The following is a 22,671-nucleotide window of genomic DNA, read 5'->3' as shown; positions in this document are numbered from 1 at the left end:
GGTCCGGGGCGTGCCGCTCAGGCGGCCCGGACCTCGTACGCCGTCACACGCACGGTCTCGTCGTCCAGGCACTGCCCGGACTCCAGGTCGAACCGCTGCTTCAGCAGGGGCGAGGCGACGAAGGGGCGGCCCTGCCGGCTGCCCGTCAGGCCGCGGGAGAGGACGGCCGCGCCGGTGAACGGGTCGCGGTTGTCGATCGCGTAGAGGTTGCCCCCGCGGTCGCGGAACAGGGCCACCTGGCGGCCGTCCGGCAGCAGGGCCGCCACACCGCGCCCCGGCAGCAGGACGGTCAGGTCGCAGACCGTGAACCACTCGTCGTCCGCCAGCCGGAGCTGGACTTTCAGGTCGGTCGTCTCGGGTGCCAGAGTCATCGCTGGGCGCTTCCTTCCAGAACGTCTTCGCCGGCGGGGCGTCGCAGGCCGATCGACAGCAGCGGCAGGTCCGGCTTCATCTGGTCGCGCTCGGGCACGAAACCGACCACCGGGTCGGGGGTGTCGGGCGCGTTGACGAAGGACACGAACCGGGCCAGCTTCTCGGGGTCGTTGATGGTCTCCGCCCACTCGTCGCGGTAGTGCGAGACATGCGCGGCCATCAGGCTCTCCAGCTCCTCGCAGATGCCGAGGGAGTCGTGGACGACCACGTCACGGACGTGGTCCAGGCCGCCCGGGATGCGCTCCAGCCAGGTGCTCGTGCGCTCCAGGCGGTCGGCCGTGCGGATGTAGAACATCAGGAAACGGTCGATCAGGCGGATCAGTCCGGCGTCCGACAGGTCCTGGGCGAGCAGGTCCGCGTGGCGGGGCGTCGCGCCGCCGTTGCCGCCGACGTACAGGTTCCAGCCGTTGGACGTGGCGATCACCCCGAAGTCCTTCGACTGGGCCTCCGCGCACTCGCGGGCGCAGCCCGAGACGGCCGCCTTCAGCTTGTGCGGGGAGCGCAGGCCCCGGTAGCGCAGCTCCAGGTCGATCGCCATCCGCACCGAGTCCTGCACGCCGTAGCGGCACCAGGTCTGCCCGACGCAGGACTTCACGGTGCGCAGCGACTTGCCGTAGGCGTGCCCGGACTCGAAGCCGGCGTCGACCAGGCGGGTCCAGATCGACGGCAGCTGCTCCACGCGCGCGCCGAACATGTCGATCCGCTGACCTCCGGTGATCTTGGTGTAGAGGCCGAAGTCCCGGGCGATCTCCCCGATCACGATCAGTTTCTCCGGGGCGATCTCACCGCCGGGGATGCGAGGGACGACGGAGTACGACCCGTTCTTCTGGAGGTTGGCCAGGAAGTGGTCGTTGGTGTCCTGCAGCGCCGCCTGCTCGCCCTCCAGGACATAGCCGTCGGCGCCGATGGCCGGGGCCAGCGAGGCGATGATCGACGCCACTGTCGGCTTGCAGACCTCGCAGCCGTCGCCGCCGCGCGCGCCCTCCCGGCCGTAGCGGTCCAGGAGGTCCTGGTAGGAGGTGACGCGCAGGGCGAGGACGATCTCGTACAGCTCCTCGCGGGTCTGCGCGAAGCAGCCGCACAGGCCCTTGTCGACCTCGATGCCGGACGCCTCCAGCTCGGCGTCGACCAGCTGGCCGAGCACCTTGACGCAGCTGCCGCAGGTCGTACCGGCCTTGGTGCACTTCTTCACCTCGGGCACGGTGGTGCACTGGTGCTCGGTGACCGCCTCGCGGATCGTGCCCTTGCGGACGTTGTTGCAGGAGCAGATGATCGCGTCGTCCGGCAGCGCGGCCGGGCCGAGCTGGACGGGCGCGCCCGCACCGGCCGGCAGCACCAGCGACTCCGGCGAGACGGGCGGGACCGAGCCGGTGAACGCCTTCAGCGTGCCGTACGCCTCCGCGTCGCCGACCAGGATGCCGCCGAGCAGGGTGCCGTCGCGGCCGATGACCAGCTTCTTGTACAGGCCCGAGCGGGAGTCGGAGTAGACGACGTCGAGGCAGTCCTCGCTCGTGCCGTGCGCGTCGCCGAAGGACGCCACGTCCACGCCGAGCAGCTTGAGCTTGGTGGACAGGTCGGCGCCGGTGAAGCTCGCCTCGTCCGCGGCGATCGTCGCCGCCGCCGTCTCGGCCTGCTCGTAGCCGGGCGCGACCAGGCCGTAGACCCGGCCGTCCGCGGCCAGCGCGCACTCCCCGATGGCGAACACGTGCGGGTCGGTGACCGTACGGCACTGCTCGTCGACCGCGATGCCGCCGCGCTCGCCGACCCGAAGGCCGCAGTCGCGGGCCAGCTGGTCGCGGGGGCGGACACCGGCGGAGAAGACCACCATGTCGGTGGCCAGCTCGGAGCCGTCGGACAGCTTCATGCCGGTCACCACGCCCGCGGCGTCGGTCACGATCTCCTGGGTGCCGACGCCTGTGTGCACGGACAGGCCCATCTCCTCGATGGTGCGCAGCAGCGCCGCGCCGCCGCCCTCGTCGACCTGCACCGGCATCAGCCGCGGCGCGAACTCCACGATGTGGGTGTCGACGCCGAGGCCCTTCAGCGCGCCCGCCGCCTCCAGGCCGAGCAGGCCGCCGCCGACCACCGCGCCGGTCGTCGCCTTCTTCTTCGCGTACTCCTCGATCGCCAGCAGGTCCTCGATGGTGCGGTAGACGAAGCAGCCGGTCGCGTCCTTGTTCGGCACCGGCGGCACGAACGGGTACGAGCCGGTGGCCAGCACCAGGACGTCGTAGTCGATGACCAGACCGGAACGGGCGGTGACCTTGCGCGCCTCGCGGTCGATCGTCTCGGCCGGGTCGCCGATGTGCAGCTCGATGCCGTGGTCCTTGATGAACTCCTCGTCGGTCAGGGAGAGGTCGTCCGGTGTCCTGCCCGAGAAGTACGAGGTGAGCGCGACGCGGTCGTAGGCGGGGCGCGGCTCCTCGCAGAGCACCACCACGCGGTGCGTGGCGGTCAGGCCGCGCGCGGCGAGCGCCTCCAGGAAGCGCTGGCCGACCATGCCGTGGCCGACGAGCAGGATCGTGGGGGTAGCCCCCTGGGTGGCGGTCATCAGGAGCCTCCGTCGTTGGTGAGCAGGTGGAGCAGGGGGCCGCCGTCCGAGGGGAGCGGCTCTGCTCCCTCCCAGGCGCGGGCGAGCGCGCCGACGGTGCCGAGTTCGCCGACGAGGACCCCGCCGACCAGGCGGTCGTCGCGGACGACGACCTTGCGGTAGGTGCCGCGGGTGGCGTCGGCGAGCTGCACGACGTCGTCACCGGGGCGGGGCTGCGTCTCGCCGAACGCGGCGAGGTCGAAGGGGATCTGGCCGGAGAGGGTGAGGCGGGTCAGGGAGCGGGTGCCGGTGTAGCGGGCGGTGCCGCTGCCCGTGAGCAGGGCGGCGAGCACGTCGGCCTGCTCCAGGGCGGGCGCGGCCAGGCCGTACACGGTCCCGTCGTGCTGGGCGCAGTCTCCGATCGCGCGGATGTGCGGGTCGGAGGTGCGCAGCTCGTCGTCGACCAGGACGCCCTGGCGCACGGCGAGCCCCGCGTCCTGGGCGAGGCCGGCGCGCGGGCGGACCCCGCAGGCCAGGACGACGAGGTCGGCGTCGAGGGCGTAGCCGTCGGCCAGTTCCACCGAGCGGACCGCGCCGCCGGCCACGCGCACGTCGCGGACCCGGCACTCGGTGTGCACCTCGACCCCGAGGTCGACGAGGTGGCGCCGGACCAGTTTCGAGGCGGCCGGGTCGAGCTGGCGCTCCATCAGCCGCTCGGCCTGCTGGGCGAGCACGACCTGCGCGCCGCGCAGCGCGAGCGCGCGGGCCGCGGAGACCCCGAGCAGCCCGCCGCCGATGACGACCGCCTTCACACCCGGCCGGACCGCCTTGGACAGGCCCAGGCAGTCGTCCATGGTGCGGAAGGCGTGGACCCCCTCGGGCAGCTCGTGGTCCGGGGTGAACAGTCCGCGCAGCGGCGGCAGTACCGGGTTGGAGCCGGTGGCCAGGACCAGCGTGTCGTATGCGATCTCCGAGCCGTCCGCGCAGCGCAGGGTGCGGCCGGCGCGGTCGATGCCGGTGACCCGGGCACGCGTCAGCTCCGCGGGCGCCGGGAGGGCGATCACATCGGGGCTGTAGCGTCCGGCCAGCACTTCGGCGAGCAGCACCCGGTTGTACGGACGGTGCTCCTCCTCGCCGATCAGCAGTACGGGCGTGCCGAGCTCACCGAGCCGCCGGGCGAGCCGTACGCCCGCGAGGCCGGCGCCGATCACCACCACACGCGAATTCGAGGTCATGGTCCCGAGCGTGCGGTGCGGGTGTTACCCGGCGGCATCACGTCTGTTTCACGCGGGGAACTCTGCCCTCAGCCGGGGTGGGGGGTGGATGTGAGGGGCGCCGTCGCGACTCCGACGGCGCCCCTCACCCGCTGCTGCCCGCGCTCAGACCGTGGCCGGCCTCAGACCGTGGCCGGTCTCGGGCGGTGGCCCGCCTCAGGCCGTGGCGGGCCGGGCGACCAGGAGGTCGATCACCCCGGTGGTGTCCTCGTCGCCGTGCCCGGCGTCCAGACGGCGCTTCATCAGCTCCATCATGGGCCGCAGCAGCTCCTCGCTCACGCCCTGCTCCTCCGCCGTGCGCAGCAGGGTCCGCTGACCGGCCTGCACCTGCATGGCGAGGTGGGAGACCACGCCCGTGGTGTAGTCGCCGGTCGTCAGCCGCTCGGCGGTCTCGGGCACCGAGTGGGCCATGGCGTGCAGCCAGCCCTCCAGCAGCGGGGCGAACTCCTTGGGCGCGATGTCCTCGCCGCGGATCAGCGCGAAGGCGTGCGAGATCCCGGCGAACATGCCGTACATACCGCTCAGCAGGGCCACGTCGTGCAGCGCCGCGAACCCCGGATCGGTGCCGACGAACCGGGTGTCCGCCGGGACGGCGAGGGTGGCCCGGTGCTCCTCGAAAAGCTCGGACGAGCCGCTGTAGAACACGTACGCCCCCGAGTCCGGCCGCCCGATCATCGGCGGTACGGCCATGATGCCCGCGTCCACGAACCGCGCGCCGCGCCCCTCGGCCCAGGCGGCGCGGGCCCGGCCCTCGGCGGGCGTGCCGGTGGTCAGGTTCACCAGGTCCCGCCCCGTCAGGTCGGCGTCCTCAAGCGCCTCGCCGAGCGAGGCGTCGTCCAGCAGGCAGGCGATCACCAGCCGGTTGGCGGCCACCGCCTCGGCCGCGCTCGCGGCGACCGTCGCGCCCTCGGCGGCCAGGGCCTCGGCGCGGGCCGGCGTGCGGTTCCAGACGGTCACCGGATGCCCGGCGGCCAGCCAGGCGCGGGCCAGGGCGGCGCCCATGGCACCGGCGCCGAGGAGGGTGAGCGGGGTGAGCGGGTCGGGCCCGGTGGAGGGCGTGCGAGGGCTCGGGGAAGCGGCGGTGTCAGACATGGCGTTTAGCCTCGTGGAGGGTGAACTGCCCGCTCAAGTACGCACTTTCGAGTGGGTGGTTACCGCGAGGGAAGAGACCTGGCAGCAGGAGGAGCGGATGGCGGGCATGACGGCTGGACGGCGGGCGGGGTCGTACGTCTGCGGGGTCGACGCGGCGATGGACGTGATCGGCGGGAAGTGGAAGGTGCTCATCCTGTGGGCGCTGAGCGAGCGGCCGCACCGCTTCGGCGAGCTGCGCCGCGCGCTGCCCGGGGTGACCGAGAAGGTGCTCGCGGCGCATTTGCGGGAGCTGGAGGCAGACGGGATCGTGCACCGGGAGGAGTACGCCGAGGTGCCGCCGCGCGTGGAGTACTCGCTGACGCCGCGGGGCGTCACGCTGAACGAGGCGCTGGAGCCGCTCGGGGCGTGGGGGAAGGCGAACGTACTGGGCGGGACGCAGGGGCAGGAGCGGGAACCGGAGCCGGTGCCGTGACCCGGCGTCAGCGGCTGCCCGTCAGACGGGCGAAGACGACGACGTTGCCCTGATAGCCGGTGGCGCGCGAGTAGCCCCCGCCGCAGGTGATCACCCGCAGCTCGGGCCGGCGGGCCGGCCCGTACACCTTCTCGTCGGGGAAGTCCGCGGCCTGGTACACCTCGACGGCGTCCACCGTGAAGACCGCGACGGAGCCGTCCCGCCGGTCGATCTCGATGGTGTCGCCCCGCTTGAGGGCGCCGAGGCCGTAGAAGACGGCGGGCCCGTCGGCGTTGTCGACGTGCCCGGCGACGATCGCGGTGCCGCGCTCACCGGGCGTGGTGCCGGCCTCGTACCAGCCGGCGAGGTTCGGCTTGTCGGCCGGCGGGACGTCCAGGCTGCCGGTCCGGGTCAGGCCCAGGCCCGTCAGCGGGGCGTTCACCCGGATCGCGGGGATGCGGACGCGGTCCGGCGGGGACGGCGGCAGCGCCGGGGCGGCCGGGCGCTCCGCGGCCGGGTCGGCGTGCGCCTCGGCGGCCGAGGGCTGCGGCGGGGCGTGCGAGGCGGCGCCGTTGCTCAGCAGCCAGGCGCCGGAGCACAGGGAGACGGCGGTGACGGCGGCTATGGCGGTGTTGCCGTGCCTGCGCATGGAAGCCTCCCTGGGCCGACGGGACCGGTGCACCGGTGGCACTGCCGGCACCGGTGGGGACCGGAGGGAACGGATGGCCGGGCCCGTACCCCCTCCGGGCCGCGAGGGGCGTCGGACCCGGAGGGGGAGGGGCGTTGCGGTACCGGCGGACGGACAGCGGAGGGTGCCCGTCAGATCCCGTCGCCTCTCGCCCGGCGATGCAGGAGCCAGGTACCGCCCGCGGCGGCGACGGCCAGAGCCGCCACGCCGGCCGCGGTCTGCACGGGGTCGGGGCCCAGTGCGCCGCCGACCCCCGTCTTCACACTTCCCCGGGGATGCACCGGCTGGGCCGAGGTCAGCGTGACCACCAGGTCGCCCCGGACCTCCCGGCCGTCCCCGGCGCACCGCGCGACGATCTCGTACGTCCCCGGCTGCGCGCTGGGCGGCACCCGGAACTGGCCGATCGCGTTGCCCTCGTGGGTGCTGGGCGCCAGCGTGAAGTGCCCGGAGCCCACGGCGCTGGCGTCGCCCACGGCGGCGTCGTCGGCCCCGCACGCCGTGGTGTTCACGCTGACCGAGCCGCCCGGCACCACCGAGGACGGGTACACCTCCAGGCCGCCGGAGTCGCCGGCGTACGCGGGCGCGGCGAGCGGGCCCACGGCGGCGACGGCGAGCGCGGTGCCGGTCAGCAGCCGGGCGATACGGCGCATCGGGGTTCCCCCTCGGTGGAGTGGAGCTGTCGGGTGCCGTGCACTTCCGAGGTAAGTGGCAGCGGCGCGAGCGCGCTTGCTGATGGAGCGTCAGAAATACGGTGAACGGGTGCAGCGGCCGGCCGGCGCGCCCTCGCTCCACGGCTCGTTTCGGCAGGTCACCGGCGCGCGGCGGGGCGTGCGGCAAGACGACCCGAAGGGTGCACGGGAAACGTGTGAACGGGTGACCGGGCCTGCGGACCGGACGGACTTGACCTCAACCAAGGTCGAGGTACGAGCCTGTGCGGCATGGAGAACGCAACCGCCCGCACCCTGACCGCGGCGACCGCAGCGACCGCAGCGACCACCGCGGCCACCGGGACCCATGAGTCGCCCGAGCCGCCCGAGCCGCCCCTGAAGGTGACCGTCGTCCTCGGCAGCAACCGCCACGGCCGCTTCGGCCCCGTCGTCGCCGACTGGCTGCTGGAGCGCATCCGCGAGCGGGACGACCTGGTCGCCGACGTCGTCGACGTCGCGGACGTCACCCTGCCCACGACCATGGAACCCGGCCCGCACGCCGACGCCGGCCCGGTCGGTGCCCGGCTCGACGCGGCGGACGCCTTCGTGATCCTCACCCCCGAGTACAACCACTCCTTCCCCGCCGCCCTGAAGAACCTCATCGACTGGCACGTCACCGAATGGCGCGCCAAGCCCGTCGCGCTCGTCTCCTACGGCGGCATCTCCGGCGGCCTGCGCGCCGTCGAGCACCTGCGCCAGGTCTTCGCGGAGCTGCACGCCGTCACCGTCCGCGACACCGTCTCGTTCTCGCACGCGGCCGGTGCCTTCACCCCCGACGGCCGCCTGAAGGACCCGGCCGCCCCCGAGGCGGCGGCGAGGACGATGCTGGACCAGCTGGTGTGGTGGGGCCACTCCCTGCGCGAGGCGAAGCGACGGCGTCCGTACGGGAGTTAGCCCCCCCCGGACCGCCTGTACGGAACGGTCAGCGCTCCCGCGGCGCCTCCGCGTCGGTCACCACCGCGCGGAAGGCGCGCACCACCGGGCTGGCCTCCCCGCGCCGCCACACGAGCCACATCGACAGCGGCTCGGGCTCGGGGGCCAGCCGGCGGAACTCGACGTCGGGCTGACGCAGGTGCGCCACCGTGCGCGGCACGATCGACACGCCGGTCTCGGCGGCGACCAGCCCGACGATGGTCTGCATATGGGCCGCCTCCTGCACCACCCGCGGCTCGAATCCGGCCGCCCGGGTCAGCCGGGTGACGCGGTCGTGCAGGGCCGGCCCCAGGTGGCGGGGGAACAGGACGAACGGCTCGCCGGCGAGGGCCGAGACGGGCAGCGGGGCCTGGGCGGCCAGGGGGTGGCGGCGGGGGAGCGCCGCGACCAGGGCGTCCCGGAAGACCTCCTCGCCGGTCAGCCCCTCGGGCATCGAACTCGCCTCGAAGGCATGCAGGATGCCCATGTCGAGGCGCCCGGCGAACAGCTCCTCGACCTGCCGTGCGCTGGGCAACTCCTGGACCCGCACCTCGACCCCGGGGCGGGCCCGGCGGAAGCCGCGCAGCAGACGGGGGAGGAGTTCGGGCACCGCGGACCCGACGAATCCCAGCGACAGCTCGCCCACCTCGCCCCGCGCGGTCCGCCGAGCCGCCGAGCGGGCCCGCTCGACGTACCGCAGGGCGTGGCGGGCCTCGGCGACGAAGGCGCGGCCGGCCGCGGTGGGGGTGACCTCGCGGGTGCTCCGGTCGAACAGGGAGACGCCCAGCTCGTCCTCCAGCCTCCGCACGTGCTGGCTGACGGTGGGCTGCCGGACCCCGAGACGGCGGGCGGTGCGGCCGAAATGCAGCTCCTCCGCCAACACGACGACACAGTGCAGCTGTTCGAGGTTCATGGGGTCATATTCATACGACCGGGCAATCACTGACGCCGGATCCGCCGAACAAACGCCGGGCGGCGCGCATCCGCCGACCACACTGCGGCCATGCGCCGACTCCGACCCCTCGCCGCCCTCGCGCTCGCCCTCCCGTTCGCCCTGGCACCGGCCGCGCCGGCCGCCGCCCACCACGGCTGGGAGCACTACGAGACCACCACGCCCTTCTACGCGTCCGGCACCGTCGCCGACGTCGCGTGGGGGAATCCGCACCCCGAGGTGACCCTCCGGGTGGACAGCAGGCGGGTGCCGCCCGGCTGGACGGACCGGGAGCTGCCCGCGGAGCTGGAGGACATCGGCGGCCGTGAGGTCCTGGCGGCGACCCGCGCCCACCCCGGCGACAGCACGCGGCTGACCCTCGTCCTCGCGCCGGTCGAACGGCTCTCGGCCTGGGGCCTGGAGGGCCGGCTGGAGACGGGGGAGCGACTTCAGGTCGTCGGCTATCCGGACCGCGACCACGACGACGAACTGCGACCCGAGTTGATCGTCCGCGCCGACGGCCGGGTGATCCGGCAGCGCTCGGTCCCCCTGCCGGAACCACCCGCACCGGCCAGCGCGCCGGCCGGCGGCGCGGCGTCGGCCCCGGCGTCCGCCGGGTCGTCCTCCGGCCGTTCGTCCGCCGTGCCGTCCTCCGGCCGCCCGTCCGCCGTGACCGTCTGGCTGCTGACGGGGGGCGGCTTGCTCCTCGTGGTCGTCGCGGGCGGCTTCCACGTCGTCCGCCGCGCCGGCCGGACCGCCGGGCCGGAGCGGTGAACGACTTCTTCTCCCGCCTCGAGGGATCGGTCCTGGCCGAGGCCGTCCGCACGACACCCTTCCTCTACGCGTCCCTGGAGATCGTCCACATTCTGGGGATCGCGCTGCTGGTCGGTCCGGCGGTGGCCTTCGACCTGCGGCTGCTGGGCATCGGCCGTGACCTGCTGCCGGTCACCGTCGCCGCCCGCCATCTGCTCCCGCCGGCCCGGTTCGGCCTCCTGCTCGCCCTCGTCAGCGGCTCGCTGATGTTCGTCTCCGGCGCCGCCACCGTGAGCTCCAGCGCGGCCGCCCTCTGGAAACTCGGTCTGCTCCTCGTCGCCGCCCTCAACGTCGCCGTCTTCCACACCACCACCTACCGGACCGTCCACCGCTGGGACACCACCACCCCGCCGCCCCGCGCCGCGAAGGCCGCGGCCACCGTCTCCCTCCTCACCTGGACCGCCGTCGTCGCGGCGGGCCGCCTGCTGGCGTACACCTGACGGCCCGCCGCGCGGCGGGGTCAGTTCACGCCCACCGCGCTCCACGCCGCCGCCACCGCCCGGTGCTCGGCGCTGCCCGTGCCGTACAGGTCCGCGGCGGCCTTGAGGGTCGCGGTGCGGGCGCCGGTGTAGGTGGTGGAGGACGTCATGTAGACGGTCAGCGCGCGGTACCAAACGGCGCCCAGCCGGGCGCGGCCGAGGCCGGTGAGCGTGCTGCCGTCGCAGGTGGGGGAGTGGTGGGCGACGCCGCCCAGGGTCTTCGGGCCGCTGCCCTCGGCCAGCAGGTAGGCGAAGTGGTTGCCGATGCCGGAGGAGTGGTGGACGTCGAGGGCGGCGACCGCGGGGCTCCAGCAGTCGGGGGATGCGCCGTCGCGGGAAGGGCGGTCCATGAAGCGCAGGGCGCCGCGGGCGAAGCCGGGGCGGACGATCTTCTCGCCGATCAGCCAGTCGCCGGGGTCCTCGGCGTTGGCCGCGTGGAACTCCACGAGGGTGCCGAAGATGTCGGAGGTGGCCTCGTTGAGGCCGCCGGACTCGCCGGTGTACGTCAGGTTCGCGGTCGTGGAGGTGACGCCGTGGCTCATCTCGTGCCCGGCCACGTCCAGCGACACCAGCGGGCCGAACGTCGTCCCGTCACCGTCGCCGTACGTCATGCAGAAGCAACTGTCGTCCCAGAAGGCGTTGTTGTAGCGGTTGCCGTAGTGCACCCGGTTGTACGAGCCCTTGCCGTCGCCCGCGATGCCCGCGCGGCCGTGCCGGGCCTTGAAGTAGTCCCAGGTGACGGCGGTGCCGTACTGGGCGTCCACCGCCGCGGAGGCGCGGTCCGCGGCCGTGCCGTCGCCCCAGTGGTTGTCGGCGTCGGTGAACACGGTCGAAGGTGCGCGGCTGACGCAGAGGGTGCCCAGCAGGCACAGGTCCGTCTGGTTCGCCGCGTCACCGGTGTGGGTGCCGCCGCGCACCGGGTCCTTCAGGGCGTACGTAGAGCCGGCCGGGGTGGTCTCCAGCGGGACCGTCCCGCCGTACAGCGAACGCCCGTCCCCGGCCGCGGACTCCAGGGTGTCCCAGGCGTCGATCCGCGCCCCGCTGCGCGCGTCCGTGAGCACCGTCCGCGCCACCGGGTTGCCGCGCGCGTCGAGGGCGGCCGCCCGGGTGCGCCAGGCCAGCCGCGGCGTGCCGTGCAGCGCGTCGACCACCAGCTGCGGCCTGGCCGTGAGCCGCCGCAGGGGCTCGCCGGGGTGCGCGGCCCGCAGCGCGTGCGCGGCCACGTCGGCGGCCTTCGGGGCGGACAGCGCCGGTGTCACGCTCGGCAGGGCGACGGACGCGGTCGTCGCGCGGTCGGCGCCCTCGTAGTCGCCGTCGGGGGAGAGGTGCAGGACGAAGTCGCCACCCAGCACGGGCAGTTCGCGGTAGGTGCGGTCGTAGCGGATGTGCCGGCTCCCGTCCGCGTCGATGACGACGTCCCGCACCCGCATCTCCTGACCGGCGCCGAGGCCCAGGCTCGCGGCGCGCTCGACGAGGATCGCGGCGGCGTCCGCCGGCGCGGCGGCCCGCGCGGGCCGGCCGGCCGCGTCCGCGGTGGGGGAGAGCGCCGTGGCCAGCAGGGCGGCGGTGGTCGTGGCGGCCAGGGCGTACGGCCGTATCCGGCTCATGGGGCTCCTTGAACTGGTCACACTGAGGGTGACCAAGATTCAAGGGGGCGTGGACATGCCAGAGCCAGGGGGAGGACGTGGAGGTGTGTGTGGGGAGAGAATCGCTTCTGTGAGTTCCGCGCGGACCCGTCTCCGGCTGCCCTTCTTCGTCTACGGCACCCTCCGCCCCGGCGAACCCCACCACGAGCTGTTCCTGCGCGGCCGCACCCGCGCGCAGGAGCCCGCCCGCCTGCCCGGCGCCGTCCTCTACGACGGACCCGGCTACCCGTACGCGGTCGAGGAACCCGGCGGGGTGATCCGCGGCGAGCTGGTCACCGCGCACGACGAGAGCTACGGCGAACTGCTCGCCGTCCTCGACCGGCTGGAGGAGTACCGGGCACCGGGCGATCCGTGCAACCTCTACGACCGGGTCGCCCGCGAGGCCGCCCGCGACACCGACGAAACCGTCGTGCGGGCCTGGGTCTACCTGGCCGCACCCCCCGTCGCCGCCCGGCTGCGCGCCTCGGGCAGGCGCATCGAGAGCGGCGACTGGCGGGCGCGGCGGACGTAGCCGGGGTCAGTCCTCCGCCGTGCCGGCCGCGGGCACCGCTTCCAGCCGCACCGCGCACGCCTTGAACTCCGGCATCCGCGACGTCGGGTCGAGCGCCGGGTTGGTGAGGGTGTTGGCGCGTCCCTCGCCCGGCCAGTGGAACGGCATGAACACCGTGTCGGGGCGGATGGCGTGGGTGATCCGCGCCGGTGCGACGGCCCGGCCGCGCCGCGAGACGACGGCCACCGGATCGCCCTCGGCCGCGCCCAGGCGCGCCGCCAGCCGCGGGTGCAGCTCCACGAACGGGCCGGGCGCCGCGGCGTTCAGCTCGTCGACGCGCCGGGTCTGCGCCCCGGACTGGTACTGGGCGACCACCCGGCCGGTGGTCAGCAGCACCGGATACTCGTCGTCGGGCTCCTCGGCCACCGCCCGGTGCGACACGGGCACGAACCGGGCCCGCCCGTCCGGCGTGGCGAACCGGTCGAGGAACAGACGCGGGGTGCCGGGGTGTGGCACGGCACCCACCTCGCCGTCCCGGGCGGGATCGTCCCCGGCCACGTCGAACGAGGCGTCCTCGAAATCCGACGGCCCGACGCCGACGTCCGTCGCGCCCCCGGAACTCGCGGCCGGCACGGCACCGGCCTCCGCGGCGCCCGCGGAATCGGCGGCCGTCGGCACGGCATCGGCGTCCGCGAGGCCCCCGGAGCGGGCGGCCGGCACAGCATCTGCGGCCGGCACGGCGTCCCCCGCCGCGCCCACCTCTTCCGCCGGGCACGGCCAGAACACCCCGTTCTCCTCGACGAGCCGGCGGTAGGTGATCCCGGAGTAGTCCGCGGGCCCGCCCGCGCTCGCCCGCCGCAGCTCCTCGAAGACCTCCTCGGGGTCGGTCGGGAACCCCTTCTCCACGCCCAGCCGCGCGGCCAGCTCGTGCAGGACCTCCAGGTCGCTGCGCACCCCCTCCGGCGGGGTGATCGCCCGCCGCCGCAGCAGCACCCGCCCCTCCAGGTTGGTGGTCGTCCCGGTCTCCTCCGCCCACTGCGTCACCGGCAGCACCACGTCCGCCAGTTCGGCCGTCTCGGACAGCACGACGTCGCACACCGCGAGGAAGTCCAGCGACCTGATCCGCTCCTCGACGTGCGCGGCGCGCGGCGCCGACACCACCGGGTTGGAGCCCATCAGCAGCAGCGTGCGGATGTCCGTGCCGAGCGCGTCCAGCAGCTCGTAGGCGCTGCGCCCCGGCCCCGGCAACGAGTCCGGGTCCACCCCCCACACCTCGGCCACGTGCCGCCGCGCCGCCGGGTCGTCCAGCTTGCGGTAGCCGGGCAGCTGGTCGGCCTTCTGGCCGTGTTCGCGCCCGCCCTGCCCGTTGCCCTGCCCGGTCAGACAGCCGTAGCCGCTGTGGGGCCGGCCCGCCCGCCCGGTCGCCAGGCACAGGTTGATCCACGCGCCGACCGTGTCGGTACCCTTGGACTGCTGCTCGGGCCCGCGCGCGGTGAGCACCATCGCGGACTCGGGCGCGCAGAACATCCGTACCGCCTCCCGCAGCTCGGGCACCGGCACCCCGGTGATCCGCTCCACGTACTCCGGCCAGTGCGCCATGGCGGCGGCCCGCGCCTCCTCCCAGCCGGTGGTCCGCTCGGCGATGTACGCCTCGTCGGTGCGGCCCTCGGCGACCACCAGGTGCAGCAGGCCCAGCGCGAGCGCGAGGTCGGTGCCGGGCCGGGGCGCCAGGTGCAGGTCGGCCTGCTCGGCGGTCTTCGTGCGGCGCGGGTCGACGACGATGAGCGTGCCGCCGTTCTCCTTCAGTTCGGTGAAGAACCGCAGCGACGGCGGCATGGTCTCGGCGAGGTTGGAGCCGACGAGGATCACACAGCCGCTCCTCGGGATGTCCTCCAGCGGGAACGGCAGCCCCCGGTCCAGCCCGAACGCCCTCATCCCGGCCGCCGCGGCGGACGACATGCAGAACCGGCCGTTGTAGTCGATCTGCGAGGTGCCCAGCACCACCCGCGCGAACTTGCCGAGCGTGTACGCCTTCTCGTTGGTCAGCCCGCCGCCGCCGAACACCCCGAGCGCGTCCGCGCCGTGCTCCGCGCGGGTGCGCCGCAGCGCGTCCGCGATCCGGTCCAGGGCCTCGTCCCAGGAGGCGGGCACCAGCGCGCCGCCCTCCCGCACGAGCGGCGAGGTCAGCCGCACCCGCGACGAGAGCACCGCGGGCGCGGTGCGGCCCTTGCCGCACAGCGCTCCCCGGTTCACCGGGAAGTCGGCGCGTTCCCGCACCTCGACGCCCCCGTCCGGGGTGGGCGACAGGTTCATCCCGCACTGCAGGGCGCAGTACGGGCAGTGGGTGGGCGTCGGGGTGCTGTTCATGCCCTCCAGGGTCGGCGGGCCGTGTTACGTCCGCGACGGCCCCCTGTTACACGTGCCGCACGGCGACCTCCCGGCCGCCCCGGCGCCACCGTGAGGGCCCGCTACCGCGCGTCGGCCAGCGCCCGCCCGACCCCCGGCTCCTCCGGTCCGAGGAACCGCGGATCGGGTTCGAACACCGCGTCCAGCGCCGCCTTGCCGCTCGCGAAGACCTCGCGGACCCCGCCGTAGTACCAGGTCGCGTCCCGCTTCGCGGGCACCCCGACGCCGTACGACGCGACGCCCGCCTCCCGGCACAGCGCCACCGCCCGCCGGATGTGGAAGTCCTGGCTGATCAGCACCGCCTCGTCCACACCGAAGATCTTCCTGGCGCGCACACAGGAGTCCCAGGTGTCGAAGCCGGCGTAGTCGCTGACGATCCGCGCGTCCGGGACGCCGTGCCGGGTCAGGTAGGCGCGCATCGCGTCCGGCTCGTCGTAGTCCTCCCGGCTGTTGTCGCCGGTCACCAGGACCACCTCGATCCGTCCCGCCCGGTACAGCTCGGCCGCCGCGTCCAGCCGGTGGGCCAGATACGGCGACGGCTCCCCGTTCCACAGCCCCGCGCCGAACACCACGGCGACCTCGGTGCGCGGCACGTCGGCGGTCGTCCGCAGCCGGTCGGCGGTCGACACGTACAGCCACGTCGACGGCAGCAGCGCCAGCACGCACCCCGCCATCACGGCCTGCACCAGCCGCCGCCGGCCGGCCACGGTGCGGGGAAGACGCGGTCGTACGAATTTCATACCGAAAGGGACGGAAGGCGAGCCGCCCCGGTTGCGTCCCCCTCACACCACCCCCGCCCCCCGCCGTGAACCCACGGAAAACGCCCGTGACGCCCAGGCAACGGCCCGGCAACGTCTGCGCGCCACCCTCGACGCATGGACAGCCAGCTCAGCCCCGCCCCCGGCCCGCCCGCGCTCGTCGCCGTGGCCCACGGCAGCCGCGACCCGCGCGCCCTCGCCACCGTCCGCGCCCTCCTCGACCGGGTCCGCGCGCTGCGCCCCGGACTGCCGGTCCACCTGGGGCACATCGAGCTGAACGAGCCCCTCCTCCCCGACACGCTCGCCGCCCTCGGCGACCGCGAGGCGGTCCTCGTCCCGCTCCTGCTCGGCCGCGGCTACCACGTCAAACAGGACATCCCCAAGATGGCCGCCGCCGCCCCGGCCCGCACCCGCCTCGCCGCCCCCCTCGGTCCGCACCCCCTCCTCGCCGCCACCCTCCACACCCGCCTCACCGAGGCCGGCTGGCGTCCCCCGGCGACGGACGCCGAACGCCGCGCCTCCGCCGTGATCCTCGCCGCCGCGGGCTCCCGCGACCCCGAGTCCGCGACCGACACCGGCCGCACGGCCGCCCTCCTCGCGGCCCGCCTCGGCGTCCCGGTGCTCCCCGCCTACGCCTCCGCCGCGACCCCCACCGTCGAGGCGGCCGTCCGCTCCCTCCGCGCCAGGGGCCGCCACCGCATAGCCCTCGCCTCCTACTTCACGGCCCCCGGCCGCTTCGCGACACAGTGCGCGTCCGCGGCCCCGCACATCGCCGCGGACCCCTTGGGCGCCCACCCCTTGATGGCGGAACTCCTCCTCCACCGCTACGACGAAGCGGCAACTCGGGGAACTCTCGAACCCGCGCTCGCTGCAACTCGTTGAGGGGCGCGGGGAACTGCGCGACCAGCCCGAAACAACCCGCACCCGCGGACGCACACCATCCCGGCAGACGCATCTGCGCATACTGTCGACACATGGAAGGCACCACGTACCCCGCAGCCGCAACCGAACGATGGGCCCCCGAGCCCGACAAACGCCCCGGCCGCACCGCCTTCCAACGCGACCGCGCCCGCATCCTGCACTCGTCCGCCCTCAGACGCCTCGCCGGCAAGACCCAGGTCGTCACGCCCGGCGAGCGCGGCGCGAACGCCTGGGACCCCAGCCCCAGAACCCGCCTCACGCACTCCCTGGAGTGCGCCCAGGTGGGCCGGGAACTCGGCGCGGCCCTGGGTTGCGACCCCGACCTCGTCGAGGCCGCCTGCCTCGCCCACGACCTCGGCCACCCGCCCTTCGGCCACAACGGCGAAGCGGCCCTCAACGAGTTCGCCGAGGACTGCGGCGGCTTCGAGGGCAACGCCCAGTCGCTCAGGCTCCTCACCCGCATCGAGCCCAAACGGTTCACCCCGCAGGGCTCCGTCGGCCTCAACCTCACCCGCGCCACCCTCGACGCCGCCACGAAGTACCCCTGGCCGCGCGGCGCCCACCCCACCGACCCGGCGTCCCCCAAGTTCGGCGTCTACGAGGACGACCGCCCGGTCTTCGACTGGGTCCGCGAGGCCGCCCCGGGCACCCGCACCTGCTTCGAGGCCCAGGTCATGGACTGGTCCGACGACGTGGCGTACTCCGTGCACGACGTCGAGGACGGTCTGCACGCCGGCCACATCGACCCCAACCTCCTGCACGCCGAACCGGAACGCGAGGAGATCTTCCGCGTGGCCGTCGGCCGGTACGTTCCCGCCGGCACCGACCCCGCCGAACTCGCCGCCGCCCTGGACCGCCTCCAGGACCAGGAGTGGTGGCCGCACGGCTACGACGGCTCGGCCGTCGCCCAGGCCCGCCTGAAGGACGCCACCAGCCAGCTCATCGGCCGCTTCTGCCTGGCCGCCGAGGCCGCCACCCGCGCGGCGTACGGCGGCGGCCGGCTCACCCGCTACGGCGCCGAGCTGGTCGTCCCGCGCGAGACGCGGCTGGAGTGCGCGGTGCTGAAGGCGGTCGCCGACCGGTACGTCATGCAGCGCGCCGAGCAGACCCGGCTCCGCGCCGACCAGCGGATCGTCGTCGTGGAACTCGCCGAGGCGCTCACCGCCCGCGCCCCGGACGGCCTCGACCCGCAGTTCCGCGCGCTGTTCGACCAGGCCCCCGACGACCGGGCCCGCAAACGGGTGATCGTCGACCAGATCGCCTCCCTCACGGACGCCTCCGCCCGCTCGCTGCACGCGAGACTGACGGGACGTACGTGACATCCGGGGCGCCCGCCGGTCCCTCGATGTGACCCTGCGTGGCCTGATCGGGTCACCCCCTCTTCCCCCCTCACGCTCCGTGCGGGAGGCTCGCATCCGGCGGCACAGTGACGAGGAGGCATCAAGTGGTCGACGCGGATCAGACATTCGTCATCGTCGGAGGAGGGCTCGCCGGCGCCAAAGCGGCCGAGACGCTCCGCGCGGAGGGCTTCACCGGGCGGGTGATACTGATCTGCGACGAGCGCGACCACCCCTACGAGCGGCCGCCGCTGTCCAAGGGGTTCCTGCTCGGCAAGGACGAACGCGAGAGCGTCTTCGTGCACGAGCCCGCCTGGTACGCGCAGCACGACATCGAACTGCACCTCGGGCAGACCGTCGACGCGATCGACCGCGCCGCGAAGACGGTCCGCTTCGGCGAGGACGGCACGGTCGTGCGCTACGACAAGCTGCTGCTGGCCACCGGCGCCGAACCGCGCCGCCTGGACGTCCCCGGCACCGGCCTGGCCGGCGTGCACCACCTGCGCCGCCTCGCCCACGCCGAACGGCTCAAGGGTGTCCTCACCCACCTCGGCCGGGACAACGGACACCTGGTGATCGCGGGCGCCGGCTGGATCGGCCTGGAGGTCGCGGCGGCGGCCCGCGAGTACGGCGCGGAGGTCACCGTCGTCGAGCCGGAGCCCACCCCGCTGCACGGCGTGCTCGGCCCCGAGCTGGGCCAGCTCTTCACCGAGCTGCACCGCGAACACGGGGTGCGCTTCCACTTCGGCGTACGGCTGACGGAGATCGTCGGGCAGGACGGCGTCGTGCTCGCGGCCCGTACGGACGACGGCGAGGAGCACCCCGCGCACGACGTGCTCGCCGCGATCGGCGCCGCGCCGCGCACCGCGCTCGCCGAGGCGGCCGGGCTGCAGATCGCCGACCGGGCGCACGGCGGCGGGATCGTGGTCGACGAGCGGCTGCGCACGTCCGACCCCGACATCCACGCGGCCGGTGACGTCGCCGCCTTCCCGCACCCGCTCTTCGGCACCCGGATGCGGGTCGAGCACTGGGCGAACGCGCTGAACGGCGGCCCCGCGGCGGCGCGGGCCATGCTCGGGCAGGACGTCACCTACGACCGGGTGCCGTACTTCTTCTCCGACCAGTACGACCTGGGCATGGAGTACTCCGGGTGGGCACCGCCCGGCTCGTACGACCAGGTGGTGATCCGGGGTGACGCGGGCAAGCGGGAGTTCATCGCGTTCTGGGTGAAGGAGGGGCGGGTGCTGGCCGGGATGAACGTGAACGTGTGGGACGTCACAGAGCAGATCCAGCGGCTGGTCCGCTCCGCGGTGCGGGTGGACGTGGAGGCGCTGTCGTCTCCCCATGTGCCGTTGGAGTCGTTGGGCGCGTAGGCGTCCGCCGGGTTCCGTCGTGGGGCGGGTGCGGGTCGACTGTGCCTGGTCGCGCAGTTCCCCGCGGCCCCGCGAGGCGCATCGGCGACCCGGAGTTGTCGGTGCGCCCCCGTAGAATTCACGCGTGGCTGGACGGATCAACGACGAGGACGTGAAGGCGGTACGGGACGCGGTCCCGATCGACGCCGTGGTGTCCGAGTACCTCCAGCTGCGGGGCGCGGGCGGCGGCAACCTCAAGGGGCTGTGCCCGTTCCACGACGAGAAGTCGCCGTCCTTCCAGGTCAGCCCCAGCAAAGGGCTCTTCCACTGCTTCGGCTGCCAGGAGGGCGGCGACACCATCACGTTCGTGATGAAGATCGACCACCTCACCTTCTCGGAGGCGGTCGAGCGGCTCGCCGCACAGGCGGGCATCACGCTGCGCTACGAGGAGGGCGGGTACAACCCCGCCCACCAGCGCGGCGAGCGCATCCGCCTGGTCGAGGCCCACAAGATCGCCGCCGAGTGGTACGCGGAACAGCTCGCGACCAGCCCCGAGGCCGAGACCGGCCGGATCTTCCTCGCCGAGCGCGGCTTCGACCAGGCCGCCGCCGTCCACTTCGGCGTCGGCTACAGCCCGCAGGGCTGGGACCACCTCACCCGCTACCTGCGCGGCAAGGGCTTCACCGACAAGGAGCTGATCCTCTCCGGGCTCAGCCAGGAGGGCCGCCGCGGTCCCATCGACCGCTTCCGCGGCCGGCTGATGTGGCCGATTCGCGACATCGGCGGCGACGTCGTCGGCTTCGGCGCCCGCAAGCTGTACGAGGCGGACAACGGGCCGAAGTACCTCAACACGCCCGAGACCGCGATCTACAAGAAGTCCCAGGTGCTCTACGGCATCGACCTGGCGAAGAAGGAGATCGCGAAGACCAGCCGGGCAGTCGTCGTCGAGGGCTACACGGACGTGATGGCCTGCCACCTGGCCGGGGTGACGACCGCGATCGCCACCTGCGGCACCGCCTTCGGCGGCGAGCACATCAAGATCCTCAGACGGCTGCTGATGGACAACGGCTCGGCCCGCGTGATCTTCACCTTCGACGGTGACGCGGCCGGCCAGAAGGCCGCCCTGCGCGCCTTCGAGGACGACCAGAAGTTCGCCGCCGAGACGTACATCGCCATCGCCCCGGACGGCATGGACCCGTGCGACCTGCGCCTGGCCAAGGGCGACGAGGCCGTGGCCGACCTGGTCGAACCGCGCACCCCGCTCTTCGAGTTCGCCCTGCGCCAGATCGTCTCCCGCTACGACCTCGACACCCCGGCCGGCCGCGCGGCGGCGCTCGACGAGGCCGCGCCGGTCGTCGCCCGGATCAAGAACAGCGGCGCCCAGCACGAGGTCGCCGTGCAGCTCGCCGGCATGCTCGGCATCCTCGACACCCAGTTCGTGGTGAAGCGGGTCGCCCAGCTGGCCCGCTGGGCCCGCGACCGCGGCGGCAAGGGCCCGGCCCCCGCCCGCGGCCCGCGGCAGCCGTCGTACGACGCGGCCCCCCGCCCCACCGCCTCCGGCCCGGCGCTCAACCTGCGCAACCCGGTCTACGCCACCGAACGCGAGCTGCTCAAACTCGCCCTCCAGCGCCCGGAGCTGGTCTGCCCGGCGTTCGACGCGTACGGCGTCGACGAGTTCACCGCCCCGCCCTACGCGGCCGTACGCCAGGCCATCCTCGACGCGGGCGGCGTCGAGTACGGCACGCGCGACCCGCAGGAGTATCTGGTCCGGGTCCGCGAGGCGGCGCCCGACGACACGGTTCGCGCCATGGTCACCGAGCTGGCCGTCGAGGCGATCATGCGCCGCACGGTCGATGAGGCGTACGCGGGCGAACAGCTCGTCTGGGTCCGCCGCCGCGCCGTCGACCGCCGCATCCAGGACATCCAGTCCACCCTCACCCGCCTCGCCACCGGCGGCGACCCCGCCCGGCTGGCCGCCGTCCAGAACGAACTGTGGGTCCTCCAGCAGTACGGCCAGGCGCTGCGGGAACACGGCGCCGCGGCGCTGTGATCGCGCCTGAGTAACCGACCGGTCACGCACCGGACTCAAAAAGTGCGCGCACGCCCCTCGTGGCGGAGATGTGTCTTACCCCACACTGGGTGCGGTGCCTGAGTCCTCGGAGCGCGGCCGGTCCGTCCCCCCACGGGTCCCTGCCCGCGGTCCGCCACCTCAGCAGCGATCACCTGGAGGTCGCCCCCGTGCAGACCCAGACCCTCGTCCCTACCGACAGCCCCACCACCGCGGAGCCCGACGCGGAGCCGGACGTGCTGATGGCCGTCCCCCCGCAGAGCCGTGCGGCGCACCACCCGGAGACCCGGCCGCGGACGCGGCCCGAGCCCGGCCCGCCGCCCGACGCCGAGGCCGGCCCGGAGCCGGAAGCGGAAGCCGAGGCGGAACCCGAAGCGGAACCCGAGGCCGAGGCCGTCGAGCCGGCGCCCGGCCGGGCCGTCGAGACCGGCGGCCCCACCTCCGACCTGTTCCGGCAGTACCTGCGGGAGATCGGGCGGATCCCGCTGCTCACCGCAGCCGAGGAGGTGGAACTCGCCCGCCGCGTCGAGGCCGGCCTGTTCGCCGAGGAGAAACTGCTCACCACCCCCGACCTCGACAGCCGGCTCGCCCTCGACCTGGACCGGCTCGTCGTCATGGGCCGGATGGCCAAGCGCCGGCTGATCGAGGCGAACCTGCGGCTGGTGGTGTCCGTCGCCAAGCGGTACGTCGGCCGCGGACTGACCATGCTCGACCTGGTGCAGGAGGGCAACCTCGGCCTCATCCGCGCCGTCGAGAAGTTCGACTACGCCCGCGGCTACAAGTTCTCCACCTACGCCACCTGGTGGATCCGCCAGGCCATGTCCCGCGCCCTCGCCGACCAGGCCCGCACCATCCGCGTCCCGGTGCACGTCGTCGAGCTGATCAACCGCGTGGTCCGCGTCCAGCGGCGGATGCTCCAGGAACGCGGCTACGAGCCCACGCCCGCCGAGGTCGCCGCCCACCTGGACCTGCCGCCCGAGCGGGTCAGCGAGGTGCTGCGGCTCGCCCAGGAGCCCGTCTCCCTGCACGCCCCCGTCGGCGAGGAGGACGACGTGGCGCTCGGCGACCTGATCGAGGACGGCGACGCCGCCTCCCCGGTGGAGTCCGCCGCGTTCCTGCTGCTCAAGGAGCACCTGGAGGCGGTCCTGTCCACCCTCGGCGAGCGCGAGCGCAAGGTCGTGCAGCTGCGCTACGGCCTGGTCGACGGCCGCCCGCGCACCCTGGAGGAGATAGGCCGCATCTTCGGCGTGACCCGGGAACGGATCCGCCAGATCGAGTCCAAGACCCTCAACAAACTGCGCGACCACGCCTTCGCGGGCCAGCTGCGCGGTTACCTGGACTGAGGAAGGGGGCCGCTCCCGCGGCGAGAGCGGCCCCCCCCACC

The 22,671-nt window shown here is 74.1% G+C and carries 20 protein-coding genes; 10 read left to right on the top strand and 10 right to left on the bottom strand.

All coding sequences use genetic code 11. The annotated features are described in order from the left end of the window. Positions 1 to 17 precede the first annotated feature (17 nt). The 4 genes from nirD to G7Z13_RS10730 form a co-directional block, all read right to left on the bottom strand. Complete coding sequence (gene nirD, locus G7Z13_RS10745; RefSeq protein ID WP_165998185.1) at positions 18 to 371, bottom strand: nitrite reductase small subunit NirD; 354 nt, start codon at positions 369 to 371, stop codon at positions 18 to 20. Next, the gene (nirB, locus tag G7Z13_RS10740; RefSeq protein WP_165998183.1) at positions 368 to 2,983 is read right to left on the bottom strand and encodes a nitrite reductase large subunit NirB; all 2,616 of its coding nucleotides are present in this window, start codon (positions 2,981 to 2,983) and stop codon (positions 368 to 370) included. Before nirB ends, nirD begins: the two co-directional genes overlap by 4 nt. Beyond that, positions 2,983 to 4,197 (bottom strand): FAD-dependent oxidoreductase, encoded by a 1,215-nt coding sequence (locus G7Z13_RS10735; protein ID WP_165998182.1) that lies wholly within the window; start codon positions 4,195 to 4,197, stop codon positions 2,983 to 2,985. The genes nirB and G7Z13_RS10735 overlap by 1 nt, the downstream gene beginning before the upstream one ends. A 195-nt stretch (positions 4,198 to 4,392) precedes the next feature. Next, positions 4,393 to 5,238, bottom strand: coding sequence for an NAD(P)-binding domain-containing protein (locus tag G7Z13_RS10730; protein WP_240926479.1), 846 nt, complete (start codon positions 5,236 to 5,238; stop codon positions 4,393 to 4,395). A 196-nt stretch (positions 5,239 to 5,434) separates the two neighbouring features. On the opposite strand from G7Z13_RS10730, the gene G7Z13_RS10725 reads away from it, so the two are divergent. Beyond that, on the top strand, positions 5,435 to 5,800 hold the full coding sequence (locus G7Z13_RS10725) for a helix-turn-helix domain-containing protein (RefSeq protein ID WP_166004840.1): 366 nt from the start codon (positions 5,435 to 5,437) through the stop codon (positions 5,798 to 5,800). Positions 5,801 to 5,807: 7 nt separating this feature from the next. Here the strand turns inward: G7Z13_RS10725 and G7Z13_RS10720 are convergent, their stop codons facing one another. Both G7Z13_RS10720 and G7Z13_RS10715 read right to left on the bottom strand, forming a co-directional pair. Then, positions 5,808 to 6,428 carry a class F sortase gene (locus G7Z13_RS10720; RefSeq protein WP_165998178.1) on the bottom strand — a complete coding sequence of 207 codons (621 nt, stop codon included), beginning with the start codon at positions 6,426 to 6,428 and terminating at the stop codon, positions 5,808 to 5,810. A gap of 170 nt (positions 6,429 to 6,598) precedes the next feature. Continuing rightward, on the bottom strand, positions 6,599 to 7,117 hold the full coding sequence (locus G7Z13_RS10715) for a hypothetical protein (RefSeq protein WP_165998177.1): 519 nt from the start codon (positions 7,115 to 7,117) through the stop codon (positions 6,599 to 6,601). A 288-nt stretch (positions 7,118 to 7,405) separates the two neighbouring features. On the opposite strand from G7Z13_RS10715, the gene G7Z13_RS10710 reads away from it, so the two are divergent. Then, complete coding sequence (locus G7Z13_RS10710; RefSeq protein ID WP_165998175.1) at positions 7,406 to 8,068, top strand: NAD(P)H-dependent oxidoreductase; 663 nt, start codon at positions 7,406 to 7,408, stop codon at positions 8,066 to 8,068. 28 nt (positions 8,069 to 8,096) lie between these two features. Here G7Z13_RS10710 and G7Z13_RS10705 read toward each other — a convergent pair whose 3' ends face one another. Then, entirely contained in the window at positions 8,097 to 8,999 is a 903-nt protein-coding gene (locus G7Z13_RS10705; protein ID WP_165998173.1) for a LysR family transcriptional regulator, read from the bottom strand. 90 nt (positions 9,000 to 9,089) lie between these two features. Between G7Z13_RS10705 and G7Z13_RS10700 the strand changes: the two genes are divergently transcribed. Together G7Z13_RS10700 and G7Z13_RS10695 are read left to right on the top strand one after the other, a co-directional pair. Continuing rightward, a complete protein-coding gene (locus tag G7Z13_RS10700; protein ID WP_165998172.1) occupies positions 9,090 to 9,791 on the top strand; it encodes a hypothetical protein in 702 nt (233 codons plus the stop codon). Beyond that, positions 9,788 to 10,270, top strand: coding sequence for a DUF6644 family protein (locus tag G7Z13_RS10695; protein ID WP_165998170.1), 483 nt, complete (start codon positions 9,788 to 9,790; stop codon positions 10,268 to 10,270). The genes G7Z13_RS10700 and G7Z13_RS10695 overlap by 4 nt, the downstream gene beginning before the upstream one ends. A 20-nt stretch (positions 10,271 to 10,290) precedes the next feature. Here the strand turns inward: G7Z13_RS10695 and G7Z13_RS10690 are convergent, their stop codons facing one another. After that, a complete protein-coding gene (locus G7Z13_RS10690) occupies positions 10,291 to 11,916 on the bottom strand; it encodes a M4 family metallopeptidase (protein WP_165998168.1) in 1,626 nt (541 codons plus the stop codon). A 109-nt stretch (positions 11,917 to 12,025) separates the two neighbouring features. On the opposite strand from G7Z13_RS10690, the gene G7Z13_RS10685 reads away from it, so the two are divergent. Next, positions 12,026 to 12,466, top strand: coding sequence for a gamma-glutamylcyclotransferase family protein (locus tag G7Z13_RS10685; RefSeq protein WP_240926172.1), 441 nt, complete (start codon positions 12,026 to 12,028; stop codon positions 12,464 to 12,466). 6 nt (positions 12,467 to 12,472) lie between these two features. On the opposite strand, the gene G7Z13_RS10680 is transcribed toward G7Z13_RS10685, so the two are convergent. Continuing rightward, positions 12,473 to 14,812, bottom strand: a complete 2,340-nt coding sequence (locus tag G7Z13_RS10680; RefSeq protein WP_165998164.1) for a molybdopterin oxidoreductase family protein — start codon at positions 14,810 to 14,812, stop codon at positions 12,473 to 12,475. A 101-nt stretch (positions 14,813 to 14,913) separates the two neighbouring features. Further along, positions 14,914 to 15,591, bottom strand: a complete 678-nt coding sequence (locus tag G7Z13_RS10675) for an ElyC/SanA/YdcF family protein (RefSeq protein ID WP_165998162.1) — start codon at positions 15,589 to 15,591, stop codon at positions 14,914 to 14,916. Between the two features lie 135 nt (positions 15,592 to 15,726). Here G7Z13_RS10675 and G7Z13_RS10670 point away from each other — a divergent pair, with 135 nt between their 5' ends. From G7Z13_RS10670 to G7Z13_RS10650, 5 genes are all read left to right on the top strand, one after another. Further along, positions 15,727 to 16,491, top strand: coding sequence for a sirohydrochlorin chelatase (locus G7Z13_RS10670; protein WP_165998160.1), 765 nt, complete (start codon positions 15,727 to 15,729; stop codon positions 16,489 to 16,491). A 92-nt stretch (positions 16,492 to 16,583) separates the two neighbouring features. Beyond that, positions 16,584 to 17,849, top strand: coding sequence for a deoxyguanosinetriphosphate triphosphohydrolase (locus G7Z13_RS10665; protein WP_165998158.1), 1,266 nt, complete (start codon positions 16,584 to 16,586; stop codon positions 17,847 to 17,849). A 125-nt stretch (positions 17,850 to 17,974) separates the two neighbouring features. Then, positions 17,975 to 19,240, top strand: coding sequence for an FAD-dependent oxidoreductase (locus tag G7Z13_RS10660; protein WP_165998156.1), 1,266 nt, complete (start codon positions 17,975 to 17,977; stop codon positions 19,238 to 19,240). Positions 19,241 to 19,364: 124 nt separating this feature from the next. After that, positions 19,365 to 21,269: a DNA primase gene (dnaG, locus tag G7Z13_RS10655; protein ID WP_165998154.1), complete on the top strand. Its 1,905-nt coding sequence runs from the start codon at positions 19,365 to 19,367 to the stop codon at positions 21,267 to 21,269. A 140-nt stretch (positions 21,270 to 21,409) separates the two neighbouring features. After that, the gene (locus G7Z13_RS10650; RefSeq protein WP_166004838.1) at positions 21,410 to 22,630 is read left to right on the top strand and encodes an RNA polymerase sigma factor; all 1,221 of its coding nucleotides are present in this window, start codon (positions 21,410 to 21,412) and stop codon (positions 22,628 to 22,630) included. Positions 22,631 to 22,671: the final 41 nt, after the last annotated feature.

The sequence above is a fragment of the Streptomyces sp. JB150 genome (assembly GCF_011193355.1).
In the GTDB taxonomy this organism is placed as follows: domain Bacteria; phylum Actinomycetota; class Actinomycetes; order Streptomycetales; family Streptomycetaceae; genus Streptomyces.
This window is presented reverse-complemented; position numbering and strand designations above follow the sequence as displayed.

What these genes read in the sequence shown, in the direction of transcription:
- nirD (WP_165998185.1), bottom strand. Translation starts at nt 371, where the DNA reads ATGACTCTGGCACCCGAGACGACCGACCTGAAAGTCCAGCTCCGGCTG.
- nirB (WP_165998183.1), bottom strand. Translation starts at nt 2,983, where the DNA reads ATGACCGCCACCCAGGGGGCTACCCCCACGATCCTGCTCGTCGGCCAC.
- G7Z13_RS10735 (WP_165998182.1), bottom strand. Translation starts at nt 4,197, where the DNA reads ATGACCTCGAATTCGCGTGTGGTGGTGATCGGCGCCGGCCTCGCGGGC.
- G7Z13_RS10730 (WP_240926479.1), bottom strand. Translation starts at nt 5,238, where the DNA reads ATGGGCGCCGCCCTGGCCCGCGCCTGGCTGGCCGCCGGGCATCCGGTG.
- G7Z13_RS10725 (WP_166004840.1), top strand. Translation starts at nt 5,435, where the DNA reads ATGACGGCTGGACGGCGGGCGGGGTCGTACGTCTGCGGGGTCGACGCG.
- G7Z13_RS10720 (WP_165998178.1), bottom strand. Translation starts at nt 6,428, where the DNA reads ATGCGCAGGCACGGCAACACCGCCATAGCCGCCGTCACCGCCGTCTCC.
- G7Z13_RS10715 (WP_165998177.1), bottom strand. Translation starts at nt 7,117, where the DNA reads ATGCGCCGTATCGCCCGGCTGCTGACCGGCACCGCGCTCGCCGTCGCC.
- G7Z13_RS10710 (WP_165998175.1), top strand. Translation starts at nt 7,406, where the DNA reads ATGGAGAACGCAACCGCCCGCACCCTGACCGCGGCGACCGCAGCGACC.
- G7Z13_RS10705 (WP_165998173.1), bottom strand. Translation starts at nt 8,999, where the DNA reads ATGAACCTCGAACAGCTGCACTGTGTCGTCGTGTTGGCGGAGGAGCTG.
- G7Z13_RS10700 (WP_165998172.1), top strand. Translation starts at nt 9,090, where the DNA reads ATGCGCCGACTCCGACCCCTCGCCGCCCTCGCGCTCGCCCTCCCGTTC.
- G7Z13_RS10690 (WP_165998168.1), bottom strand. Translation starts at nt 11,916, where the DNA reads ATGAGCCGGATACGGCCGTACGCCCTGGCCGCCACGACCACCGCCGCC.
- G7Z13_RS10680 (WP_165998164.1), bottom strand. Translation starts at nt 14,812, where the DNA reads ATGAACAGCACCCCGACGCCCACCCACTGCCCGTACTGCGCCCTGCAG.
- G7Z13_RS10675 (WP_165998162.1), bottom strand. Translation starts at nt 15,591, where the DNA reads ATGAAATTCGTACGACCGCGTCTTCCCCGCACCGTGGCCGGCCGGCGG.
- G7Z13_RS10670 (WP_165998160.1), top strand. Translation starts at nt 15,727, where the DNA reads ATGGACAGCCAGCTCAGCCCCGCCCCCGGCCCGCCCGCGCTCGTCGCC.
- G7Z13_RS10665 (WP_165998158.1), top strand. Translation starts at nt 16,584, where the DNA reads ATGGAAGGCACCACGTACCCCGCAGCCGCAACCGAACGATGGGCCCCC.